General features: G+C 61.4%; 15 protein-coding genes and 1 pseudogene. 6 read left to right on the forward strand and 10 right to left on the reverse strand.

Annotated elements, in window-relative coordinates; all coding sequences use genetic code 11:
• The 9 genes and pseudogenes from VG320_RS01650 to leuC all read right to left on the reverse strand — a co-directional run.
• A pseudogene (locus VG320_RS01650) lies at window positions 1-233 on the reverse strand (RHS repeat domain-containing protein); the annotation flags it as partial.
• A 12-nt stretch (window positions 234-245) separates the two neighbouring features.
• Window positions 246-1,253, reverse strand: coding sequence for a hypothetical protein (locus tag VG320_RS01655; protein ID WP_327198441.1), 1,008 nt, complete (start codon window positions 1,251-1,253; stop codon window positions 246-248).
• Window positions 1,250-5,545, reverse strand: coding sequence for an RHS repeat-associated core domain-containing protein (locus VG320_RS01660; RefSeq protein WP_327198442.1), 4,296 nt, complete (start codon window positions 5,543-5,545; stop codon window positions 1,250-1,252). The genes VG320_RS01655 and VG320_RS01660 overlap by 4 nt, the downstream gene beginning before the upstream one ends.
• Window positions 5,542-6,003, reverse strand: a complete 462-nt coding sequence (locus VG320_RS01665; RefSeq protein WP_327198443.1) for a DUF1795 domain-containing protein — start codon at window positions 6,001-6,003, stop codon at window positions 5,542-5,544. Before VG320_RS01665 ends, VG320_RS01660 begins: the two co-directional genes overlap by 4 nt.
• Before the next feature lie 12 nt (window positions 6,004-6,015).
• Complete coding sequence (locus tag VG320_RS01670; protein ID WP_327198444.1) at window positions 6,016-8,160, reverse strand: type VI secretion system Vgr family protein; 2,145 nt, start codon at window positions 8,158-8,160, stop codon at window positions 6,016-6,018.
• A 374-nt stretch (window positions 8,161-8,534) separates the two neighbouring features.
• A complete protein-coding gene (locus VG320_RS01675) occupies window positions 8,535-9,863 on the reverse strand; it encodes a leucine-rich repeat-containing protein kinase family protein (RefSeq protein ID WP_327198445.1) in 1,329 nt (442 codons plus the stop codon).
• Window positions 9,864-9,946: 83 nt separating this feature from the next.
• Window positions 9,947-11,281 carry an MFS transporter gene (locus tag VG320_RS01680; RefSeq protein WP_327198446.1) on the reverse strand — a complete coding sequence of 445 codons (1,335 nt, stop codon included), beginning with the start codon at window positions 11,279-11,281 and terminating at the stop codon, window positions 9,947-9,949.
• 77 nt (window positions 11,282-11,358) lie between these two features.
• A complete protein-coding gene (gene leuD, locus VG320_RS01685) occupies window positions 11,359-11,997 on the reverse strand; it encodes a 3-isopropylmalate dehydratase small subunit (protein WP_327198447.1) in 639 nt (212 codons plus the stop codon).
• A complete protein-coding gene (gene leuC, locus VG320_RS01690) occupies window positions 11,990-13,402 on the reverse strand; it encodes a 3-isopropylmalate dehydratase large subunit (protein ID WP_327198448.1) in 1,413 nt (470 codons plus the stop codon). Before leuC ends, leuD begins: the two co-directional genes overlap by 8 nt.
• A gap of 115 nt (window positions 13,403-13,517) precedes the next feature.
• Here leuC and VG320_RS01695 point away from each other — a divergent pair, with 115 nt between their 5' ends.
• Both VG320_RS01695 and VG320_RS01700 read left to right on the forward strand, forming a co-directional pair.
• Entirely contained in the window at window positions 13,518-14,417 is a 900-nt protein-coding gene (locus VG320_RS01695) for a LysR family transcriptional regulator (protein ID WP_327198449.1), read from the forward strand.
• A 40-nt stretch (window positions 14,418-14,457) separates the two neighbouring features.
• A complete protein-coding gene (locus VG320_RS01700) occupies window positions 14,458-15,081 on the forward strand; it encodes a glutathione S-transferase (protein WP_327198450.1) in 624 nt (207 codons plus the stop codon).
• Window positions 15,082-15,138: 57 nt separating this feature from the next.
• Here the strand turns inward: VG320_RS01700 and VG320_RS01705 are convergent, their stop codons facing one another.
• On the reverse strand, window positions 15,139-16,068 hold the full coding sequence (locus VG320_RS01705; RefSeq protein ID WP_327198451.1) for a hypothetical protein: 930 nt from the start codon (window positions 16,066-16,068) through the stop codon (window positions 15,139-15,141).
• A 336-nt stretch (window positions 16,069-16,404) separates the two neighbouring features.
• Between VG320_RS01705 and zwf the strand changes: the two genes are divergently transcribed.
• From zwf to VG320_RS01725, 4 genes are all read left to right on the forward strand, one after another.
• Complete coding sequence (gene zwf, locus VG320_RS01710) at window positions 16,405-18,045, forward strand: glucose-6-phosphate dehydrogenase (RefSeq protein WP_327198452.1); 1,641 nt, start codon at window positions 16,405-16,407, stop codon at window positions 18,043-18,045.
• A gap of 139 nt (window positions 18,046-18,184) precedes the next feature.
• The gene (locus VG320_RS01715; RefSeq protein WP_327198463.1) at window positions 18,185-18,943 is read left to right on the forward strand and encodes an ROK family protein; all 759 of its coding nucleotides are present in this window, start codon (window positions 18,185-18,187) and stop codon (window positions 18,941-18,943) included.
• Between the two features lie 179 nt (window positions 18,944-19,122).
• On the forward strand, window positions 19,123-20,484 hold the full coding sequence (locus tag VG320_RS01720; RefSeq protein ID WP_327198453.1) for an MEDS domain-containing protein: 1,362 nt from the start codon (window positions 19,123-19,125) through the stop codon (window positions 20,482-20,484).
• A gap of 90 nt (window positions 20,485-20,574) precedes the next feature.
• Window positions 20,575-21,234, forward strand: a complete 660-nt coding sequence (locus VG320_RS01725) for a M24 family metallopeptidase (protein ID WP_327198454.1) — start codon at window positions 20,575-20,577, stop codon at window positions 21,232-21,234.
• The last annotated feature ends 74 nt before the right edge of the window (window positions 21,235-21,308 follow it).

The following is a 21,308-nucleotide window of genomic DNA, read 5'->3' on the forward strand; positions in this document are numbered from 1 at the left end:
CTCCCCACATCCGGATCATAAAACCGGAACGTGTTGTAGTGCAGCCCGGTTTCCCGATCCAGGTACTGCCCCTGATAACGCAGATCCTGCGGCCGTAGTGCCTCCCGCTGAATCCACTCCTCCTGCACCGCGTCGCCCCAGACCTTGCAGCGCGCCTGCCAGACCAACTCACCTTGCGCATCGGTGAGTTCTTCCGGCACCCCCGAAACGTCACTGTGGAAATAATAAACCGCGTGATCCTTAGATCAAACGCCATCAAATATATTGAAACTCAATATCGGGTTCGACTCCGATATCTCTCCAATCACCCTCCGAAAATTGAAATACGGAAATGGAATAATATTCCCAGACCCTACATCTTCTGACATGGGAACGCGCAATTCGAGCTTTACGACATCCCCGCCTCGTCCAATGTGCAACTTAGGCCAATTCTCCTGATGATCAACATCCCAACTGGATAGAGCGGATCCCGGAACGATCGAGATTTTTTCAAATCTCCCCGAAAAAACATACTGTCCTGAACAGGCAACGGAATCGTTATCGGGAAATGCCATGAATGAATTCTCTTCCGCGCTAGACATCAGAGTATAGACCCATGGGGTTATACCCCAGCAAAGAATCATCAAACCGCTAGCAAATAATTCATTTGCAATCTCTGTGGTGGTAAATTTCTCAACGAGATCATGGCGACCAGGGCCTAATTTTTCACGCAAAAAACCATTAAACGAATCAACATCAACAGCAATGAATCCGTGATGGCTGTAGCTTTCGTAGAGGCATGGATTATCATTTTTCGCAAATCTGCCTCCATGTTCTTCGCAAAATATCACATAGAATATTTGCATATCCGAAAGGCGCAGCATCGCCAGCCGGTCCTCCGTCACCCCAGCACTCTTTCCGATCATCGGGCTTTCGACGAAGTCGAAAATATTTAACTCGATATCTTTACCACCTGATGCGATCTTTGACAAATCGATGTCGATCAACTCACTATCGAAACTGATTTCGCCTGAAGTAGACCCAGCGACCTGATAAGTCACCATATTACAATTGGAAATATCATAATTATTAATACTACTTTCAGCCAGCGACGAAACATATTCGACAACCACGAGACTTCTACCGACATGACTCTCGCTCACTCCGGCTTTGTCGAGTGGAATATCCCTACTTCCGACATCATTACCTAGTCTGATCCTAACATCCGACAATGCAATACCATTGGGATAAAATCTAAATTCCTGCTTTTTCATGCGCAACCACCTCTTTGCGATTTTCCCCATTCCTTGGTTTTATCCCAAGCCTCTGACGGAGATACATTTTTTGCCAACAATTGACCCTTGGTACCGTTCTGATTGATCAAATGGAGATCGCCCCTTACGTTACCTAGCGCCGGATTGGAATAATGACTTTCAAGGCTGTTCATCCACTGCTGAGAAGTCATATTCGAATTTCCTAGCTGACTCGGCTTTACCAATGGCTTCGTGCTGGTTCCGATATTGTTATATCCGTGCATCGCACTATGCTCGGCACCAGTCCATTGAGTCTCATCCCAATACATCGCGGGAACGCCAGTTTGCGAATTGAAAGGTTCAGCGCCAAAGTGCGAGGCCATCTGCCACGGAACCATATGGTGCCCCTGCAATACTGGATTCGACAGCGGCATCCAGCCAAGCGGGTCGATCCACAGCAACGGATTTGACGTGTATTCGTAGAGATTCATCCCCCCCATCAACCCAATCGGGTCAGGCGTAATAAACCTCCCCACATCCGGATCATAAAACCGGAACGTGTTGTAGTGCAGCCCAGTTTCCCGATCCAGGTACTGCCCCTGATAACGCAGATTCTGCGGCCGTGGCGCCTCGCGCTGAATCCACTCCTCCTGCACCGCGTTGCCCCACACCTTGTAGCGCGCCTGCCAGACCAACTCACCTTGCACATCGGTGAGTTCTTCCGGCATCCCGGAAACGTCATTGTGGAAATAATAAACTGCATCGCGCGCCGCATCAGCACTCGCGTCATTCGCGGCTGGCGCGGCATGATCGATACGCGCGAGCGGCACGTAGCTATCCGGCTCGTAGAGATACGTCAGCGCCTCCACACCGCGCCGGTCGTGATATGTCTCCTGCACCAACCGCATGCCGTCCCACAGAAAATCCGTGCTTGCGTAACTACCATTGAGCTTGCGGATACGCCGCCCAAACGCGTCGTATTCGAAATGCGTGGTCGAAAGAGTCAACCGGTCCTTCGTCACGACCGACTTCAACTGGTGCCAGTCGTCGTATTCAAAAGTCTGATCTTTGGTTGGCCCGTGTCCGCTCAGCTTGCGTGACAGGCGTCCATACGCGTCGTACTCGAAGCGCTTGTCCTCGAACATCTTCAACCGGTTGTGTTCGACATAGCCGCCCGGATGATCGCCCGACACCAGATTCGCCGCCGCGTCCCAGCGAAACACTTCCGCAGGCAGCCCCGACCCCGACGCCTGTTCGATGCGTCCGGTCGGATCATAGCGATACGAAGTCGCCCCATAGCGCAGATCCTGCTTGCGGATCATGTCGCCGGACAGGTCGTAATGCCATTGCTTCGCGAGCAGCGGATCAGGCGCGGCACCGCGCAGCGCACTCTGGCGCGCACGGCGCCCCACGCTGTCGTAACCGATGTGGCTCGTCAGCTTACCCTGCGTACGCAGCACCTCGCGGTGCAGGTCGTCGCGTTCGATGTCGGCGATCGCCGCGCCGTCCATGCGGATCTGGTGGACGTGCCCCGAACCGTAGTGCAGCCAGTCCACCGTGCGTTCGCCTGAGATCCTCGTCTGCGTGCGGTTGCCGAGTTCATCGTAGGTGTGGGCGAGCCAGCCGGTCGGCGTGTATTCCTCCAGCACTTCGCCACGCGCGCCGTATTTGAGGCTTACGCGATTCTTCAGCGCCGGCCCGTTCCCGTTGATCGCATACAGTTCCGCCGATGCGATCCGCCCAACCTTGTCGTAGGCATAGGCGCAGCGTTCGCGGCCCGCTTCCTTCGCGGTGAGGCGACCCAACGGGTCGCGTTCGTAGCGTGTGAAGAGCCGCCCTTCGCGCAGGCCAACGCCGAAGCCACAGGCGTCATACTCATACGCACGACGGCTGCCGTCGAGACGGATTTCCTCGATCAACTGGTCGCGACCGTCATAGCGGAACGTGTAGCGTTCGCGGTTTTCGTTGGTCAGCGTGCCCAGCCGGAAGGCTTCGTCATAGCCGAATCGCACGACACGGCCTGCAGCATCTGTGCGCGCGAGCAGCAGGCCGCGTGGGTTCAGTTCGTAGCGCGTGCCGCGCTCGTTCGGGTCGATGACTTCGACGAGTCGCCCTGCGCTGTCGTAGCGGAATTTCTGCCGCGCGCCGTCGGCGCTCACAATCGAGGTGACGCGCCCCATCGCATCGGCTTCATAGAGCGTCTCCTGGCCTGCGGCATCGGTCACGCGTGCGAGCGCGCCGCGCGCGTCGTACGCAAAGCGCGTGGTTTTGCCCGAGCAGTCCGTGTAAGCCGTCAGTTGCGCGCGCGCATTCCATTCGAGATGTTTGTAGCCGCCGCGCGCATCGCGCACGGTATGCACGAGTCCGCGTTCGTCGCGATGATATTCAGTCGCGAAGCCCGCAGGATCGCGCGTCATCGTCAGGTTGCCGCGCTCGTCGTAGCGATAGTTCCAGCGTGCGTTCGCGGCATCGGTTTCGGCGACAGGCAGGTCGTAGTAACCGTTCCATTCGGTGCGCTCGCTCTGGCCAAGTGCATTTGTGCGCGCGGTCTGTCGCCCAAGGTCGTCGTATTCGAAGCGTGTGACATGGCCCGCCGGATCGGCCACGCCCAGCAGTTGACGCAGCGCGTTCCATTCGAAGCGCCAGACGTGCCCCTCTGCGTCGGTGTAACTCAGCGGCTGCCTGTCTTCATTCCATTGCCAGTGCGTCACGCGGCCAAGTTGATCTGTGATCGTCACGGCGCGCTGCCCGATATCGGCGTCGAAGGTATAGGCTTCGCCGTCGTCAGTCCAGTGGCGCACTACGCGCGCTTCGCGGCCCGTGCCCTGCCACGCGTAGTAGCTTCGCAGGCCGCCCGGCAGCGTGTGCATCGTCATAAGGCCGTCGCTATAGGCGAAGCTACGCGCAACGTGACCACTGCGGTCAGTGACCGAGGCGAGTTCGCCTTCGTCCGTGTAGCTGTAGCACACCAGCGTTTCTGCCCGCTCGCCGTCTGCGCCGCGCACGAGTTCGATGCTTGCAATACGCGCAGGATGGGCTTCGGCGTAATGCAGCGCGAGCGCTCGACCGGTGCTGTCCAGAAGACGGCGTGGTTTTCCACCGGCTTCGTCGCGAGCGATCTCGATCCAGTTGCCGTTGCGATCTTCAAGACGCCAGAGTTTCATCGACACTGATTCGGCATCCGAAGCATCTGGCAGGCCGAAATCGCGATACACGCCGTCCACCGACTCGACCACGTAGTGCCCGCCCGCCGTGCAAATCAGATAAAGGCCCTCAGGGACGCTGAAGTGGCTCTCGCCTGGCGCGACAGCTGGGAACACCAGATCGCGGCCCTGTTCGTCCCAGTACGTGATCGACGCGATCTTGCCGGACGCGTCGCGTGCGAGTTCAAGCTCGACGCTGATCGGCACGCTCCAGCCGCGTCCGAAGAGGCTATCGGCGCGATCGTCGTGGCTGCTATAGAAGCGTTGCCAGATGAGCGGCATCGGCCCGGGCAGGACGAAGTCGGTATCGTCGGCGCCATCGAGTATCTTGCCGCCCGTGATCACGTTGACCGGGTGGCCTATCGACGTCCTGAACAGGTGCCCAAGCGCCGTGCCCACGAAGCTACTGGCGAGGTTCACCGCAAGACACGGCAACGACGCCTTGAGCTCGCTCCAGTTCGTCTTCCCGCGCCCGCACAACGCGAGCGCAATGCCGATCGCACTGCCCAGCCACGCGACCCATTTGCGCGCCGGCGTGATATCGCGCACCTGCTGGGTGCCACCGCCGATGAACACATTGTCCGATCCCACTGCAATCGTGCCGTCGCAGGTCGTCTTGTCGCCCACGCGCGCAGCCGGCTGATTGTTGATATAGACGTTGCCCGAACCCTGGGCAATCATCTGCGGGCCCGAATGGTTCTGGCAGGCAACCGTATCGGTATCGCCGGGGCTAGCAGCGCGCGCTGCCGGATGGTTGTTGACGTAGACGTTGAGCGAGCCGCTCGTGATCGTGCCTTTGATTTCGGGCGGCGCAATGGCGTTGCCCAGCGCATGAGCCGCGTCATCGATCTTCTCGTTAAGCCCGAAGCCTTCCATCGCGGCCGCCACGCCGATACCGATGCCGATCACGAGCGGCGTCGCGATACCTGCCGTGGCAACTTCGAGTGCGCCGAGGCCTGCGAATACGGCGCCTTCCACGAGCGTCGTCAAAGCCCAGCCGATTGCAGCGCCGCCTAGCAGCGACCCGCCCATGCTCAACAAGTCGCCAAGCAGGCTCGTATGGCTGATCGGATCGTCCTTGCGCGCGGCGGCGAACTGTTCGCTGCTCACGATGCGTCGTCCGGCTTCTCGATCAAGGTGGGCCGCGTCGCACGCGGCTGGAAGCTGTCGAGCATGCGCGCCGCCATCGCTCGTTGCTCTTCTGTGAATGGCGCGGCGCTGGTCAGCGTCATGACCAGTACACGCCCGCTGTCGTCGCTAGGGAACACGGTCTGGATCTGATGACGCAAGCGGCCTTCCTGTTCGTGCGTCGCTTCGATCTGCACGCCAGTGCGGCCACCCACCACCCACGTCGCACGCGAGCGCTCGGTCAGCTGGGGCGCTTCGCGCGTGGCCAGCGCCCATTCGCGTGCGATGAACGCGTCCAGGTTCTCGTCCTCGCGCAGACGTCCGCGCGAAATGACCAGATTCAGGCCGCCGGGGCCATCGTTGAGCATGAGGATATTGACGGTGCGGTCGAGCGCCGTATCGGGCAGCACGAAGCTGCCCTCATGAATCGCGTAGTGCATGGGGGTCCTGGCTTATTTGTTCAGGTCGATGCGCTGGCCGTTGATCGTTACACCGGAATCGTCCATGCGGATCACGGAGCCGTTGTGCTGAAGCGTTATGCCCTCGGGCGCGAGCACGATGAAACTGTTCTGCACCTTGAGCATCAGCCCGAGTTCGGCTTCGTACTGCTGCGTACCACCGCCACCGTCCTTCGCGGGTGTGAGCACTTCGACCGTGGTCGCCGTGGTGCCGCGCTTCTGGGCGATGGTTTCAGTCAGATTGCCCTTGGCGATCCACTTGGTTTCGTCGCCGGCATCGACCGTAACGATGCGCGCGCCGCCAACCACACGATGCGTTTCGGTATCCTGAATGACTGTATTCAGATCCTTCTGCGCATGCAGGAACAGCTCCTGCTGGCCGTTCGTGTCGGTCATGCGGATTTCGTTCGAGCCCTGGCCCTTGAAGGTCTGGCTCTTGATCCCCATGGTCTGCCCGGCCGCGCCGTGATACGGGTTGCCGTTGTCGCCGTTGTAGACACGCCCGACGATCACGGGGTTGTCAGGGTCGCCCTGATTGAACGCCACCAGCACTTCCTGGTTGATGCGGGGAATCGCCGCCGCGCCCCAGCCTGCACCGGCCCAGGGCTGCGAAACGCGAATCCACATCGAATCCGTTCCATCCATCTTGCCGCGCCGGTCCCAGAGAAAATGCACTTTCACGGCGCTGCCGTTGGTGTAGATTTCCTCGCCCTTCGGTCCCACCACAATCGCGGATTGCGTGCCCTGAATCAGCGGCTTGGGCGTGGTGCGCATCGCGCGATACGGCACCTTGTTCGGGAGCAGCGCGAACGAATTGCGATACGGCAGCTTCACCTCATGCTGCGCGTAATCGTTGACGGCTTCATGGCGCACACGCAGGATCACGTATTCGCGATTCATCGCGACCACCGGATGCCCCGTCACAGTCACGGTGCCCGCCGTGGTCATGCGCCACGCGAATCCTGCGCCCGTGTAGCGCTGCGCCTGCGCTTCTTCCGCTTCCATAGCGTAGCGCGCGTAACGGTTGCCGTCGTCGCTGCGGTCATACAGCGACTGGTGCTCGAATCGCTCGGTCGAATCGAGCCGCGCGTGCTTGATCGTCTGCGATTCGGCTTCCACCAGCATCAGCGGCGAAGCCGGGTTGTGGTAATTGAAGTCGCGATACGTGACCTTGCCCAGCCCGAAGTGGCCGCCTTCGTGCAACTGATCGATACCGTTGAACTCACTCGACACGCTATCCGCAAACGGCACGCTCGTCAGCCCGTCGATGGGACGAAACACGAGATTCGAATCGCCGATCGCCAGCAGATGCTTGTCCTTCTGGTAGCGGTGCGTCCAGATCAGCCCTTCCTGCTCCATCAGGCGCGCGCAGAAGTTGAAATACGACTCCTGGTACATCACCACGTATTCGAGCGGCGCCTGGGTACCGTGGATATCGAAGACGAAATCCGCGAAACCGTGCTCCTGAAAAACCTCGGTGAGAATATCCTGCGCGCTCTTGTTCTGGAAAATGCGGCAGTCAGTAGAACGCGTGAGAAACCAGAACCACGGCACGATCGTCATCTGATACTGCGTGACACGCCCCGGATTGCTCGCGCGGTCGAACGACGCAACATAACCGTCGAAATAGCGTGTGTTGTCAGCGCCGGCCGCGCTCGCAACCACACGCTCGATCGAAAACTCCGCAGCGTTCTGGTCGAGCTGGACCTTGACGTGCTGGCCGATCAGGTCGCTGGGCTGCAGATCGTGGCGATGCGAGAGCAGATCCAGATGGATCTCCGGCAGGCGGTTCACATGCTCGTCGACGACCAGCGCACTCACGAGCAGCACATCGCTGCCAAGCGGCGTATCGATCGTCACATAGCGGTTCATCTGCGTGAGCAATGCGGCATCGCCCGACGCGCTATTGATCGACTGCGCGATGGCGCCCGGCGTTTTGCCGAGCAGCGAAAAGCCGGTTTGCGCAAGCTGCTGCGCGCGCTGGATCGTGTCGAGATGACCGGCGAGTCCGGCAAGCGGGCCGGTGCTGCCAGCGATGGCTGAGGCAGCCGAATTCGTCAGGCCGCCAAGCGGGCTGAATGCGCCTGAGGATCCGCCGCTCAGGTCGCCAGGCAAGCCGCCATTAAAGGCGAAACTCATCGTTCTTCCTTGTTCATTTCACGTTTTTTATCCGGCGAACCGGAAGCCTGGTCAGGGGCACCGCTACTGTAGGCGAAAATAGCGCGATGAAAAACATATGGAAGCACGATTAAATGCAACATTTGTTACAGCGCAACGATGCTAATTCAATCTGCATCGTGCGATTATTTTGCGCGAGTTGAATTATGTGTATGCGGCGCAAAAACCATGGGGACAAGGAAAAATTTGCAGCACTCAGAACGAGGCGCTGCACATAATCAGGAATGAATTACCGGATTACATTTACGTCGACTGCCTTTGCTTGAAATCGGTTAAACGCGGCGCGCAGATATTAACGGCTCCTTGAAACGAAACCCACCTCGCGCCGCACCGCTTTAAATCAGCGCATCGAGTCGTCCAATAATCTCGTCGAACGACGGACGCGCTTGCACGCGTTCGCCCAGGCAGTCGCTAACCAGTAGCGCGAGCGCATTATCGCGGCCGTCCGCCGCCGGAACCGCACGCTGCGCCAGTTCCTCCAGCAGGCATCCAAATGCCCGCACTTCGATCCGCTCGAATGCACCGGCGCGCGCACGATCGTCGGCATCATGAAACGACGCGGCGCCAAAATCACCCAGCAGCGCGTGGCCCGCCCCATCGTGCAGAATGTTGTGCGCGTAGAGATCGCCGTGCATGATGCCGCGCCGGTGCAGATGCTGCGCCGCCGACGCAATGCCGCGCGCCACGCCCAGTGCAACCGGCCAGTCGAAACGCACGTCGTTTGCGTAGACATCGCGCGTGCAGGAATCCAGGCTAGGTGGCCCGGCCAGATTGCCGAAGGCGGGATCGATCAGCGCCATGGCAAGTCCATGCTCGCCCAGCGGATGCCCCGCAATACGCCCCAGCACGGGAATCAGGTTGGGATGCTGACCGGCCTGCAGACACGCGGCCATTTCCAGGTCCGGCAGGCCGTCGCTCGTCACCGCGCCCTTGAACAGCTTGACGGCAAGCGCCTGAACCGGATGGCCGTCCTTGAGCAGGCGCGTCGCGCGATGGATCACGCCCGATGCGCCCTCGCCCAGCGTCTGCCCGAGCGCGAGCGTATGCCAGTCGATATCGGGCACCGTCGATTGCATCGTGGCCGTCTGCTCGCGCGCCGCATTGAACGGATTGCCCGCATAGGCAAGCCACGAAAGGCGCGGCAATTCCAGCAGCCAGTCAGGTAGCGCATCGAATTGATTTGCGGAAATACGCAGCAATTCGAGTTTGTGACACGCGGTCATCGTCGCAGGCAACGCGCGCAGATGGTTGCCCGCCAGCATCAGCTTTTGCAGATGCGGCCGCGCGCCAAGCTCCGGCGGCAGCGCATCAAGTTCGTTATCGGTGAGAATCAGCCAGCGCAGCAGCGGCGGCAGCGCGCTCGCCGGAACATGACGGATACGGTTCGACTTGAAGCCGACCATGCTCAGCGCGGCACACTCGCCCAGCATCGGCGGCAATTCGGTGAAGGGGTTCTGCGAAGCAAACAGAATACGCAGACGCTTGAGGCGCGGCAGATCATCGGGCAGCGAGCTCAGCGCGTTGCCGGACAGATCCAGCACCTCCAGCGTGTCGGCGAGGTCGAAAATCTCGCGCGGAAATTCAGTCAAGCCGCAGGCGAGTTTGAGTTGGCGCGCGCCGGCGAGTTGCCCTGCGCGCAGTTGGTCGAGAGTGGCGGTCGTCACGCTGGGAATGAGTCTGACATGGAGAAAAGTGCGGGGCGGCGCGTGATGCGCCGCCCGTCATCGTCATTCTAGCGGCCATCGCCTCAGCGCGGAGCGACCGCGCGTTCGCCAGCCTGGCGACCACGTTGCCGCCCGCCAAATGCACACGCCAGCACGGCCGAGATAAACAGCGTCGCGCTCACGAAATACAGGCCCAGGGAGTAATCGCCGCCCATATCGCGCAGCTTGCCTATCACCATCGGCCCGATGGTCCCGCCCAGCAGACTGCCCATCGCGTTGATCAGCGCAATACCCGCTGCCGCTGCCGAGCCCGAAAGGAACTGCGTCGGCATGCTCCACAGCGGCGGCTTCGCGGCATTGATGCCGAAGTTTGCAATCGACAGACCGACGAGCAACACAATCGCACTCGACGCGTAGCCGGACATCAGCATGCCAATGCCCGCCGCCAGGCACGCGATCGCCACATGCAGACGGCGTTCGCCGGTGCGATCTGAATTGCGCGCCCACAGCACCATCGTGACTACGGCGAACAGATTGGGGATCGCGTTGACGAAGCCCAGTTCGACGTAGCTGAAACCGAAGCGATGAATAATCATCGGCGCCCAGATGCCGATGGCGTAAAGGCCCGTCGATGTGCCTGCGTAGACGAGCGCCAGCAGCAGCACGCGCGGGTCCTTCACGGCGCTCCACACGCTGGAGCGGCTTTGCGCGGCCTTGGCATCGCGCTCGCGCTGCATTTCGGCGGACAGCCAGTTGCGCTCGGCGGGTGCGAGCCAGTGCGCGTCTTCCGGGCGATCGGTGAGATAGAAGTACGAGACGATGCCAAGCAGCACCGTGGGCGCGCCTTCGACCAGAAACAGCCATTGCCAGCCGTGCAGATGCGCGAAGCCGTCGAGCGTCATCAAAGCGCCCGAAATCGGCGAGCCGATCATATTGGCGAGCGGCGCTGCGGTCATGAACATCGCGGTAACAAAGGCGCGGTGGCGCGCGGGAAACCAGTAGCTCAGGTACAGGATGATGCCGGGGAAAAAGCCCGCTTCCGCGAGGCCCAGCACGAGCCGCAACCCATAGAAACTGTACGGCCCCGTCACGAAAGCGGTCGCCGCCGACAGTGCGCCCCACACCACCATCAGGAGCGCGATCCAGCGGCGCGCGCCCACGCGTTGCAACGCGAGGTTCGATGGCATGCCTGCCGCGATATAGCCCACGAAAAAGATGCCCGCGCCCACACCGAACATTGCCTGCGTCAAGCCGATGTCGCGATTCATCGTGAGGCCCGCAAAGCCCACGTTGACGCGATTCAAAAAGCTCAGGAAATACAGCACGACGATGAAGGGCGTGATGCGCCGCGACACCGTACGCACGACGCGATTTTCCAGCGCGGCGTCATCCTGCGCGCTAACTGAAGTAGTGCTCATATTTGTCTCCTGCCGCGCCGTGCATATTCTTCATGACACGGGCGGTCTTCGTTATTGGAATGGTCTTTGAACGTAGGTCAGCGGCGCTGTTGCTGCGCCGGCAAGTCGATACGGCACCACGGGCGCGCGCGATCGTGCTGTGCTTCGTATGCCGCGATCCGGTCCGCGTCGCGCAAGGTCATGCGGATCATGTCCAGTCCCTCCACCAGCATCTGCTTCTGGCGCGCGGGCAGGGAAAACACATAACGATGGCCCGCGGGCGTCACAACAACTTCGTTGTCCACATCGATAGATACGTTTTTCTCCGTGCCGCTTTCGAGTTCAGCGACTAGCGCTTCCACTTGCTCCAGCGGCAGCGTGACCAGCACCAGCCGGTTATTCGTGGCGTTGAAATAGAAGATTTCGCCATAACCCGGCGCGATCACCGCTTCGAAGCCCGCCTGCTGCAAGCCCCAGACGGCATGCTCGCGGCTCGATCCGCAGCCGAAATTCGACCCCGTCACGAGAATCTTCGCCCCTGCATACTCAGGCCGGTTCAGCACGAACGGCTCACGAACGTTGCCATCCGCGTCATGGCGCAGATCGTAGAACACACCCTCGGCAAGCCCGGATTTATCGATGCCCAGCAGGAATTGCTTCGGCATGATCTGGTCGGTGTCCAGGTTGTTGATCGGCAACGGCGCGGCCGTGCCCGAGATTACGAACGGCTTAGCCATGCTGAAACTCCTTGCGAACGTCGACGATACGGCCCGCCAGCGCGGCGGCGGCGGCCATCGCGGGACTCATGAGATGGGTGCGGGCGCCACGCCCCTGGCGGCCCTCGAAATTACGGTTGGTGGTCGAGGCGCAGCGCTGGCCGGGTGCGAGAATGTCGTCGTTCATTGCCAGGCACATCGAACAACCCGGCTGACGCCATTCGAAACCCGCATCGATCAGCGTTTGCGCCACGCCTTCGCGCTCTGCCTGCTCGCGCACGCGGCCCGAGCCCGGCACGACCATCGCGCGCACCGAGTCCGCCACCTTGCGCCCGCGCACGATAGCGGCCACGGCGCGCAGATCCTCGATGCGCGCATTGGTGCAGGAGCCGATAAACACATGATCGACCGCCAACCCGTCGATCGCCTGGCCCGCGTCGAGCCCCATATAGTCGAGCGCCTTGCGCGCATTGCTGCGTTCGAGCGCATCCGTCGCGAGCGCGGGAATGTGCGCGTTGACGGCGATGGCCTGATCAGGGCTCGTGCCCCAGGTCACGAAGGGCGCAACTTCGCTCGCGTCGAACGTATGCGTGATGTCGAAGGTTGCGTGCGCATCGGATTTCAGCTGCGTCCATTGTGTGGCGAACGCGTCGATCTGCGCTTGCGTGAAGCCCTGAATGCGTTCGCGCACGTATTGCACGCTGATGTCGTCAGGCGCGATCAGCGCGCCGCGCGCGCCGGCTTCGACGGTCATATTGCAAAGCGTCATGCGCGCTTCCGCCGAAAGCGACGCGATAGCCGGTCCCGTGTACTCGACCACGAAGCCCCGCGCGCCTTGCGCGCCGATCTTCGAAATGATGTAGAGCACCAGATCTTTCGAAGTCGTGCCCGCCGGCAAAGCGCCCTCGACATGAATACGCATGTCCTTCGCCACACGATAAACCAGCGTTTGCGTCGCGAGAACGTGTTCAACCTCCGACGTGCCAATGCCGAAACCCAATGCGCCCAGCGCGCCGTAAGTCGTCGTGTGGCTGTCGCCGCACAGCACCACCATACCGGGCCGGATCAGACCAATCTCGGGCGCGACCACGTGTTCGATGCCTTGCTCGCGGTCGGTCACATCGAACAGATGAATGCCGTGTTTCTGGCAGTTACGCGTGAAATTCGCGGCCTGGTGCGCGGCTGCATCGATCATGATCGTGCGCTTGCCTGCGGCAACAGGATGCGTGGGAATCACATGATCCACGACACCCATCTGCTTTTCCGGGCAACGCACGCTGAGCCCCTTCGCGTCGAGTCCGCCGAATGCCTGCGGGCTCGTGTATTCGTTCATGATGTGCAGGTCCGCGTAGAGCGCGACGTGCTGGTCGTCGATACGGAAAACCGTGTGGTCCGCCGTGATCTTCTGGTAAAGCGTCTGTCCCATCGTTTCCTCCAGGCTCCGGACAAAGGCCTGTCCGGATCGTTTTCGCTAGTGTAATTGCGCGATTTCGGCATTAAAATGGCTCCCAACTAAAGCCACTCTTAAATTTAATTTAATAATGGACCCCATTTCCGACCTCGACTTCTTCGCGCGCCTGGTCACGCAAGGCAGTCTGTCCGCGCTTGCGCGCGACATGGGCGTGACGCCGCCGGCCATCAGCACGCGCCTGAGCCAGCTCGAGCGTCGCCTGGGTGTCAAGCTGCTGAACCGCACCACGCGGCGCCTCGCCATCACGCAGGAAGGCGAGCTTTATCTGTCCACCGGCACGAAGCTGCTGGAACAGGTACAGGAACTGGAGCGGCTCGTTTCGAGCAGCCGCGATAAACCGCAAGGATTACTAAAGGTTAACGCGACGTTCGGTTTCGGCAGGCGTCACATCGTCCCGGCGCTATCGGCGTTTCGCAGCCAGCATCCACAAGTCGACGTGCAACTCGACCTGACCGACCGGCCCATGAATCTCGCCGAGCAGGGTTACGACGTCGGCATCCGCTTTGGCGATCTGCCGGATCAACGCGTGGTGGGCAGGAAAATCGCGAGCAATCGTCGCGTGGTGTGCGCTGCGCCCGCCTTTCTCGCAAGACATGACGCGCCGAAGACACCTGCCGAGTTGCGCGCGCTCGACTGCATCGTGCTGCGCGAGAACGACACCGCTTACGGCACCTGGCATTTCACCAAGGGCAAGCGCCACGAACTCGTGAAAGTCCACGGCGTGATGAGCAGTAACGACGGCGAAGCGACGCTGCGCTGGGCGCTGGACGGCCACGGCATCGTCGTGCGTTCGGAATGGGACGTGCAGCCCTATGTCGATGCCGGTACGCTCACGCGCCTGCTCGCCGACTGGTCGCTGCCCGCCGCCGACATCTACGCGGTCTATCCGGAACGCCTGAATCTGTCCGCGAAAGTGCGCGTGTTCGTGGAATTCGTCACGGCGTATCTGAAGCTTGCGCGCACGACCTGAACGCGCGATTATCGATACCCCATCTCAACGCCACGCCAACATGATCGAGATTCTCGGCAAGACCGCGTCCATCAACGTGCGCAAGGTACTGTGGACGTGCACCGAACTGAACCTGCCCTTCACGCGCGAAGATTGGGGTTCCGGCTTTCGCTCCACGCAAACGCCCGAATTCCTGGCGCTCAATCCCAATGCGCTCGTGCCCGTCATCAAGGACGGCGATTTCGTGCTGTGGGAATCGAACTCGATCATCCGTTATCTTGCCGGGCGCTATGGCGGCGAGCCTCTCTATCCTGCCGATCCGCTTGCGCGGGCGCGCGTCGATCAGTGGATGGACTGGCAGGCCACCGATCTGAACCGCTCGTGGAGCTATGCGTTTCTGGGTCTCGTGCGGCAGTCGGCGGCGCATCAGGACGCACAGGAAATCGAGCGTTCGATAGGACAATGGACGCACCATATGCGGATTCTCGATGCGCGCCTGCAGGAAACCGGCGCGTTCGTTGCGGGCGCAAGCTTTTCGCTGGCCGATATTCCGGTGGGTCTCTCTGTGAACCGATGGCTGGGCACGCCGTTCGAAAAGCCGGAACTCGCAGCCGTCAACGCGTATTTTGAGCGCCTGAGCGAGCGCCCAGGCGCGGCGGCCTATGCCAATAATTCGCTGACCTGAAGCGTGCGCAGACTGCCCGGCGCGTGAATACGCTCGGGCAGCCGCATCGACAAACGCTCAGCTATCGATGTAGTCGATGCCCGTAAGCGGCCCCAGATGCGCGACCGTGGTGAAGTGCGACGTTTCCTTCGTGTCGATATCCAGTTCGCGCACGTTGCCGCCCAGATCGGTCACGAACGCACGGCGTCCGCGCGCGTCCAGCGACACGCCAATGCCCTCCTTCAACTCACGCGCCAGCACTTCGCGGTTGATCAGACCGCCGGCGGTGATGTGCGCGCGGTTAAGCGTATTGCCGTCGTGCGCGTCGTCGCCACGGTCGGTCCAGTAGAGCACGCTGTTGGCATGGTCGATATCCAGATCGATCGGCTCGGGCAGATCCGCCAGCAGGCATTCGATATCGGGCCGTTGCGCCGGATCCGCGCCTGCGGGCAAATCGATGCCCGCGCGGAAGATGCGCCCCTGGCCCGCATCGGGCGGCCCCTTCTGGGTCCAGTAGACATGGCCGTTGGCCTTGTCGAGCGCGATGCCCACGCAGTGGCGCGTGGCGTCTTCGGTATCGGCAGGGAAATTGCCGGTGCGAACCAGTTCCGTCACGTCGCTGCCGTCCAGGCGCGCGCGCATCACGCGCATGCCTTCGCGATCGCACCAGTAGAGGTGGCCGCTTTCCTTGTCGAGCACGAGCTCCTTGGGCGTGCCCGCGAGGCCCGACGCCACCAGCACTTCGTGGCCGCTGCCGTCGAGATTCGCGCGTTCGATGGTGCCGTCGTTCGGCGGCAGCGCGCCTGGCGCCGGATCGCCGTCGATCAGGTGAATACCGGTGCCCATATTGGTCCAGTACACCACCTCGCTTTCGGCATCGACCTTGATGCCATCGGGCGTGCGCGTGAGGTTCGCCAGCACCACTTCGTGCGTGCCATCCGGCCACAGCGCGATGATCGCGGGGGGGCGGGCCTGCAAGACATAGAGCGTTGCTTCCTTCGTTGCCATCGTTTCACTCCATCTGGTCAAGATAACAGTCGCTATACCGCTGGATTCGGCCCACAAGACACGCAACAAATCGGGCGCTTTGCGCAGGCTACCTCAGCTTGCGATACAACTCCGTGAAGCTGGACAAGAGATGCCCGACAAGCGCTGCGACGCACCATAAGAAGGCGTTTTACGCGTTCTGGCTTACGCGAATTTACAGAATGCCTACGCATGGCGACATCGCGCCGATGGAACCGCAAGGCGCTCTGCGTTGTCATTCAAGGTATCGATTTTGCTGACGATGACAGGTCACCCCAGGTCAGCCCTTCTCCCGAACCGGATAGCCAAAGCGAAATCATGCCTACCAACCCGCCCGCCGAAGCCTCTCCCACCCCCGCCCCCGCCGCGCGCGCGAGCGCCAAGGTGCCCGTTCATCTTCACGATGCGTCGGCGCCGTCCGCTGCGCCCGCCGGCAAGCATCGCGCGCCTGCCTGCACGCTCGTCATCTTCGGCGCGGGCGGCGACCTCACTAAACGCCTGTTGATGCCGGCGCTCTACAACCTCGCCGTCGACGGTCTGCTCGACGACGGCATGCGCATCCTCGGCGTCAATCACGGCGCACGCGAAACGCAGCAATGGCGCGACGATCTGCATGCCGCGCTCGAACAGTTCGCCGCCGACAAGGCCAGCACCTTCCACGCGGGCAAGCTCGACGACAACGCATGGAACTGGGTCGCACAGCGCCTCGACTATCGCGCCGGCGAATTCGAAGACACTGCGCTGTATCAGCAACTCGCCAAAGAATTGAACGGCGACGCAAAGACGAAAACTAACGTCGTCTTCTATCTCGCCGTGGGTGCGCGCTTTTTCAAGCCGATCATCGAAGGGCTCGGCAAAGCGGGCCTGCTCAAAGAAGAGGAAGGCGACGATGGTGCATTCCGGCGCATCGTGATCGAAAAACCCTTCGGCACCGATCTGGCTTCTGCGCGTGATCTCAACCGGCATCTGCTCGATTTCGCGCAGGAATCGCAGATCTATCGCATCGACCATTTTCTCGGCAAGGACACGGTGCAGAGCATTCTGGCCGTGCGTTTCGCCAACGCGCTGTTCGAGCCGATCTGGCGGCGCGAGTACATCGACAGCGTGCAGATCACGGCTGCCGAAGTGATCGGCGTGGAAGGACGCGGCAGTTTCTATGAGCAGACCGGCGCGTTCCGCGACATGCTACCCAACCATCTGTTCCAGTTGCTCGGCATGATCGCGATGGAGCCGCCCAATTCATTCGACGCCGAGGCAGTGCGCGACAAGAAGGCCGAAATCTTCGACGCGCTCAAACCGCTCACGCCGCAGGACGTGGTGTTCGGGCAGTACGCGAAAGGCGTTGAAGCGGGCGCGCAGGGCGTGGCCTATCGCGACGAACCGAATGTGGCGAAAGACAGCCAGACCGAAACCTATGCCGCCGCGCGTGTCTATATCGACAACTGGCGCTGGGCCGGCGTGCCGTTTTATCTGCGTACCGGCAAGCGTCTGGCGGCGCGGCGCACGGAGATTTGCGTGCAACTCAAGAGCGTGCCGTTTCGCCTCTTTCGCGACACGCCCGTCGATGCCCTGACGCCCAACGTGCTGACGCTGCGCATCGACCCCTCGCACGGCACGAGCTTCGATTTCAATGTGAAGACGCCGGGGCCAGTGATGGAGATCGGCGCGGTGCGTTCGTCGTTCGACTACGACGACTTCTTTGCGCCGCACGCCAACGTGGGCTACGAAACCTTGCTGTACGACTGCATGCTCGGCGACGCAACACTGTTCCAGCGCGCCGACAGTATCGAAGCAACGTGGGCCGCCGTGGACGGCGTGCTGCATCCGAAGGACGGCGCAAGCGTCCCCGTTCACGCCTACGCGTCGGGCAGCGCGGGACCGGAAGAAGCCGATGCGCTGCTCGCGCAGGACGGCCGCGCATGGCGTACGCTAACGCCTGCCCAACCCAAAAAGCAGTAAGACCATTGCGGAGTAGCGTGTGATCACAAAAACGAGCGCTAAAACGAGTGCTAAAACCAGCACAAAAACCACGAGCCGCACGAAGAGCGTCGCGAAGGGAAATACGACGCGCAGCGCGAAGAAAACCGCCACGCCGAAGATCGAAAACATTCTTGCCATCGACATCGGCGGAACAGGCCTGAAAGCCGCGATCGTCGATGCGCAAGGCCATATGCGCACCGAGCGCGTTCGCATTGCGACGCCGCATCCCTGCCCGCCTGCGGTGCTGGTCGACACGTTGCATACGCTGGTCGCACCGCTCATCGAACAATATTCGCCCACACGCGTTTCGATCGGCTTTCCCGGCTTCGTGCGCGACAACCATGTGCTGACGGCGCCGCATCTTGGCCTGGAAGACTGGAACAACGTGCCGCTTGCGCAAATGCTGGGCGAGCGCCTGGGCATTGGCGCGGTGCGCCTCATCAACGACGCGGAGATGCAGGGCTTCGCCGCTATCGAAGGTCAAGGCCTGGAGTTCGTGCTGACGCTCGGCACCGGCGCGGGCACGGCGCTCTTTCGCGACGGCGAGTTGATGCCGCATCTCGAACTCGCGCATCATCCGGTCAGCAAGAAACACGCGTACGACGAATATATCGGCGACGCCGCGCGCCGCAAGGCGGGCAACAAGCGCTGGAACCAACGCGTGCAGAAAGTGATCGGCATTCTCGAATCGCTGGTGCATTACGACAAGCTCTGGATCGGCGGCGGCAACGCGCAGCGGCTTGACTTCGATCTGCCGCCCAACGTCGCGACCGTGCCGAACGATCGCGGCATCGAAGGCGGCGCGCGGCTCTGGCATCCGCTTTCGGTGCGTGAAACGCGCCACCTTCCCGCAGCAACGTTAAAGAGATCGCCCTGAAAATCCATCCCGCATCAAATCTGCAATATTTACCGAAGCAGCACGAAAGAAACGGCAGAATGACCCCGTTCTGACGTCGCGCGACGTATCAGACGGAGTATATTGAGATGTGAGGCGGCGACCGCGTATTGCCGCCTCGAAGCCATCGCCGATGGCACGCCTTTTACTCTGTCGCTCCCATGCAAGAAGAATCCGCCCAAACCCACGCGCCGTCGGGCCTGCCGTCGTTGCCGCTGCTCTCGTGGGGCAGCCATATCGGCCAGCTTTACCGTTCGGCCGAGGATCTGCGCGACACCCTCGTACCCTACTTTCAGGCGGGTATCGAGAATCACGAGCGCTGCCTGTGGGTGACCGAAGCGCCGTTCAGCGCCGACGATGCGCGCGCCGCCTTGCGTGAAGTCGTGCCCGATCTCGACGATCGCGAGCAGCAAGGCCAGATCGAGATCCAGGACGTGCGCAGCTTCTACGCGAAAGGCGAAGCGCTGCGCGCCGACGCGCTCATCGAAGGGCTCATGGAACGCGAACGCGAGGCGCTCGCCGCGGGCTATCGCGGGCTGCGCACCAATGGCAACTGTTCGTGGGTCGAGAGCACGCAATGGGACGACTTTCTCGGCTATGAATCGAGCGTGCAGCAGTTGGTGCGCGGGCGCCGCCTCATCTGCATGTGCAGCTATCAGCAAGACGGCCTCGACGCCGCTGCCACCCGCGACATGCTCGATCGGCATCAGTTCGTGCTGCGCAGCGCGGCATCGGATCTCGACGCGCACGGCGCGACGCAAAGCGCGAGGAACACCGATCCGCAACGCAATAACGACGCTCACAGTGAGTCCCGCAGCGACACAAATCGCGACGCCATTCAGGCGATCGCCGTGCTGGGCCACGACCTGCGCAACCCGCTCGCGGCCATTGGCGCGGGCGCGCGCCTGCTGCGGCTGGGCAAGCTCGACGAACGCGAACGCGCGATCTCCGAGACCATTGGCCGTAGCGTGCGTCACATGACGGCGCTCATCGACGATTTTTCTGACGCGAGCCGCAGCCGTCTCGTTGATGGCATTCCGCTGCGCCTGACGCAAAGCGGGCTGGAAGCGTCCCTGCGCCACACCGTCGATGAACTGCGCCTGGCGCATCCGATGCGTCAGATCGACCTGACGCTTTCGCTCACGCGGCCCGTAGCGACCGACCCGGTCTATATGGCGCGCATGCTCTCCAATCTGCTCAAGAACGCGCTCACTTACGGCTCGCAGAGCAAACCGGTCGCGGTCACCGTCAGCGACGACGATGGCCTTGTGCTGAGCGTGAGCAATCAGGGACCGCCGATTGCGCGCGAAATCCACGAGCGGCTGTTCGCGCCGTTTACGCGCGGCGATGTGCGCGAGGAACAGCGCGGCCTGGGCCTCGGCCTCTACATCGTCGCCGAGATCGCGCGCGCGCATGGCGGCGCGGTCGAACTGAAGTCCGACGAAGCCGAAACGCGCTTCACGTTCCGCATGCCGATCCGTAACCCCGGCAACATCGCCGCCACCGGCGCTAACGAAAGCTAAGGCATCCATCGCTGCAAGGTCGCTGTCAAAGTTTCGCTATATACGCGAGAATATATTGATACCGATAACCAGACGATGGAGTCCACACAAGTGAACAGCGACACCCGCGAAGCCGTAGGCACGCCGTTTTCAGCAGCAGCGATGGAACATGCGCGCGTCAAGACCTGGCAGGCTGTCGAGAACATCGCCGCGGCCATCAAGCCCGGCATGCTCGAATCCGAAGCCAACGCGCAAGGCCGCGCCATTCTCCAACAGATGGGCATGGACCGCATCTGGCATCCGGTATTGATCCGCTTTGGCGAGAACACGCTGCGCACCTTCAAGGAGCGCTCGCAGAGCGATCCCGCGCTGGGCGAGCACGACATTTTCTTCGTCGATCTGGGCGTGGTCTGGGACCGTCACGAGGGCGATGCGGGCGCGACTTTCGTGACCGGCGACGATGGCGAGATGCACGCCTGCGCCGACGCCGCAAAGATCGTCTACGAGGAAGTGGCCGCGCATTGGCGCAGCACCGGTTGCAGCGGCGCGGCGCTTTACGACTACGCGGCGACGCGCGCGCAGGCGCATGGCTGGCGTTTGAACGTGGACATCAAGGGCCATCGCGTGAGTGACTTTCCGCACGCGATCTATAAGGCCGGCAATCTCGGCGATTTCGATCAGGCGCCCGCTGCGGGCTTGTGGATTCTGGAAATCCAGATCGCCCATCCGACCCGGCCTTTTGGGGCGTTTTATGAGGATCTGCTGGTTTGAAGTAATGTTTAGAAGCCTTATGTCGGCCTGATACTGATGTGTCGGCGCATCGTAAGCGATGTGCCGGCAGGTCG

The organism is Paraburkholderia sp., from assembly GCF_035948235.1.
GTDB lineage: Bacteria > Pseudomonadota > Gammaproteobacteria > Burkholderiales > Burkholderiaceae > Paraburkholderia.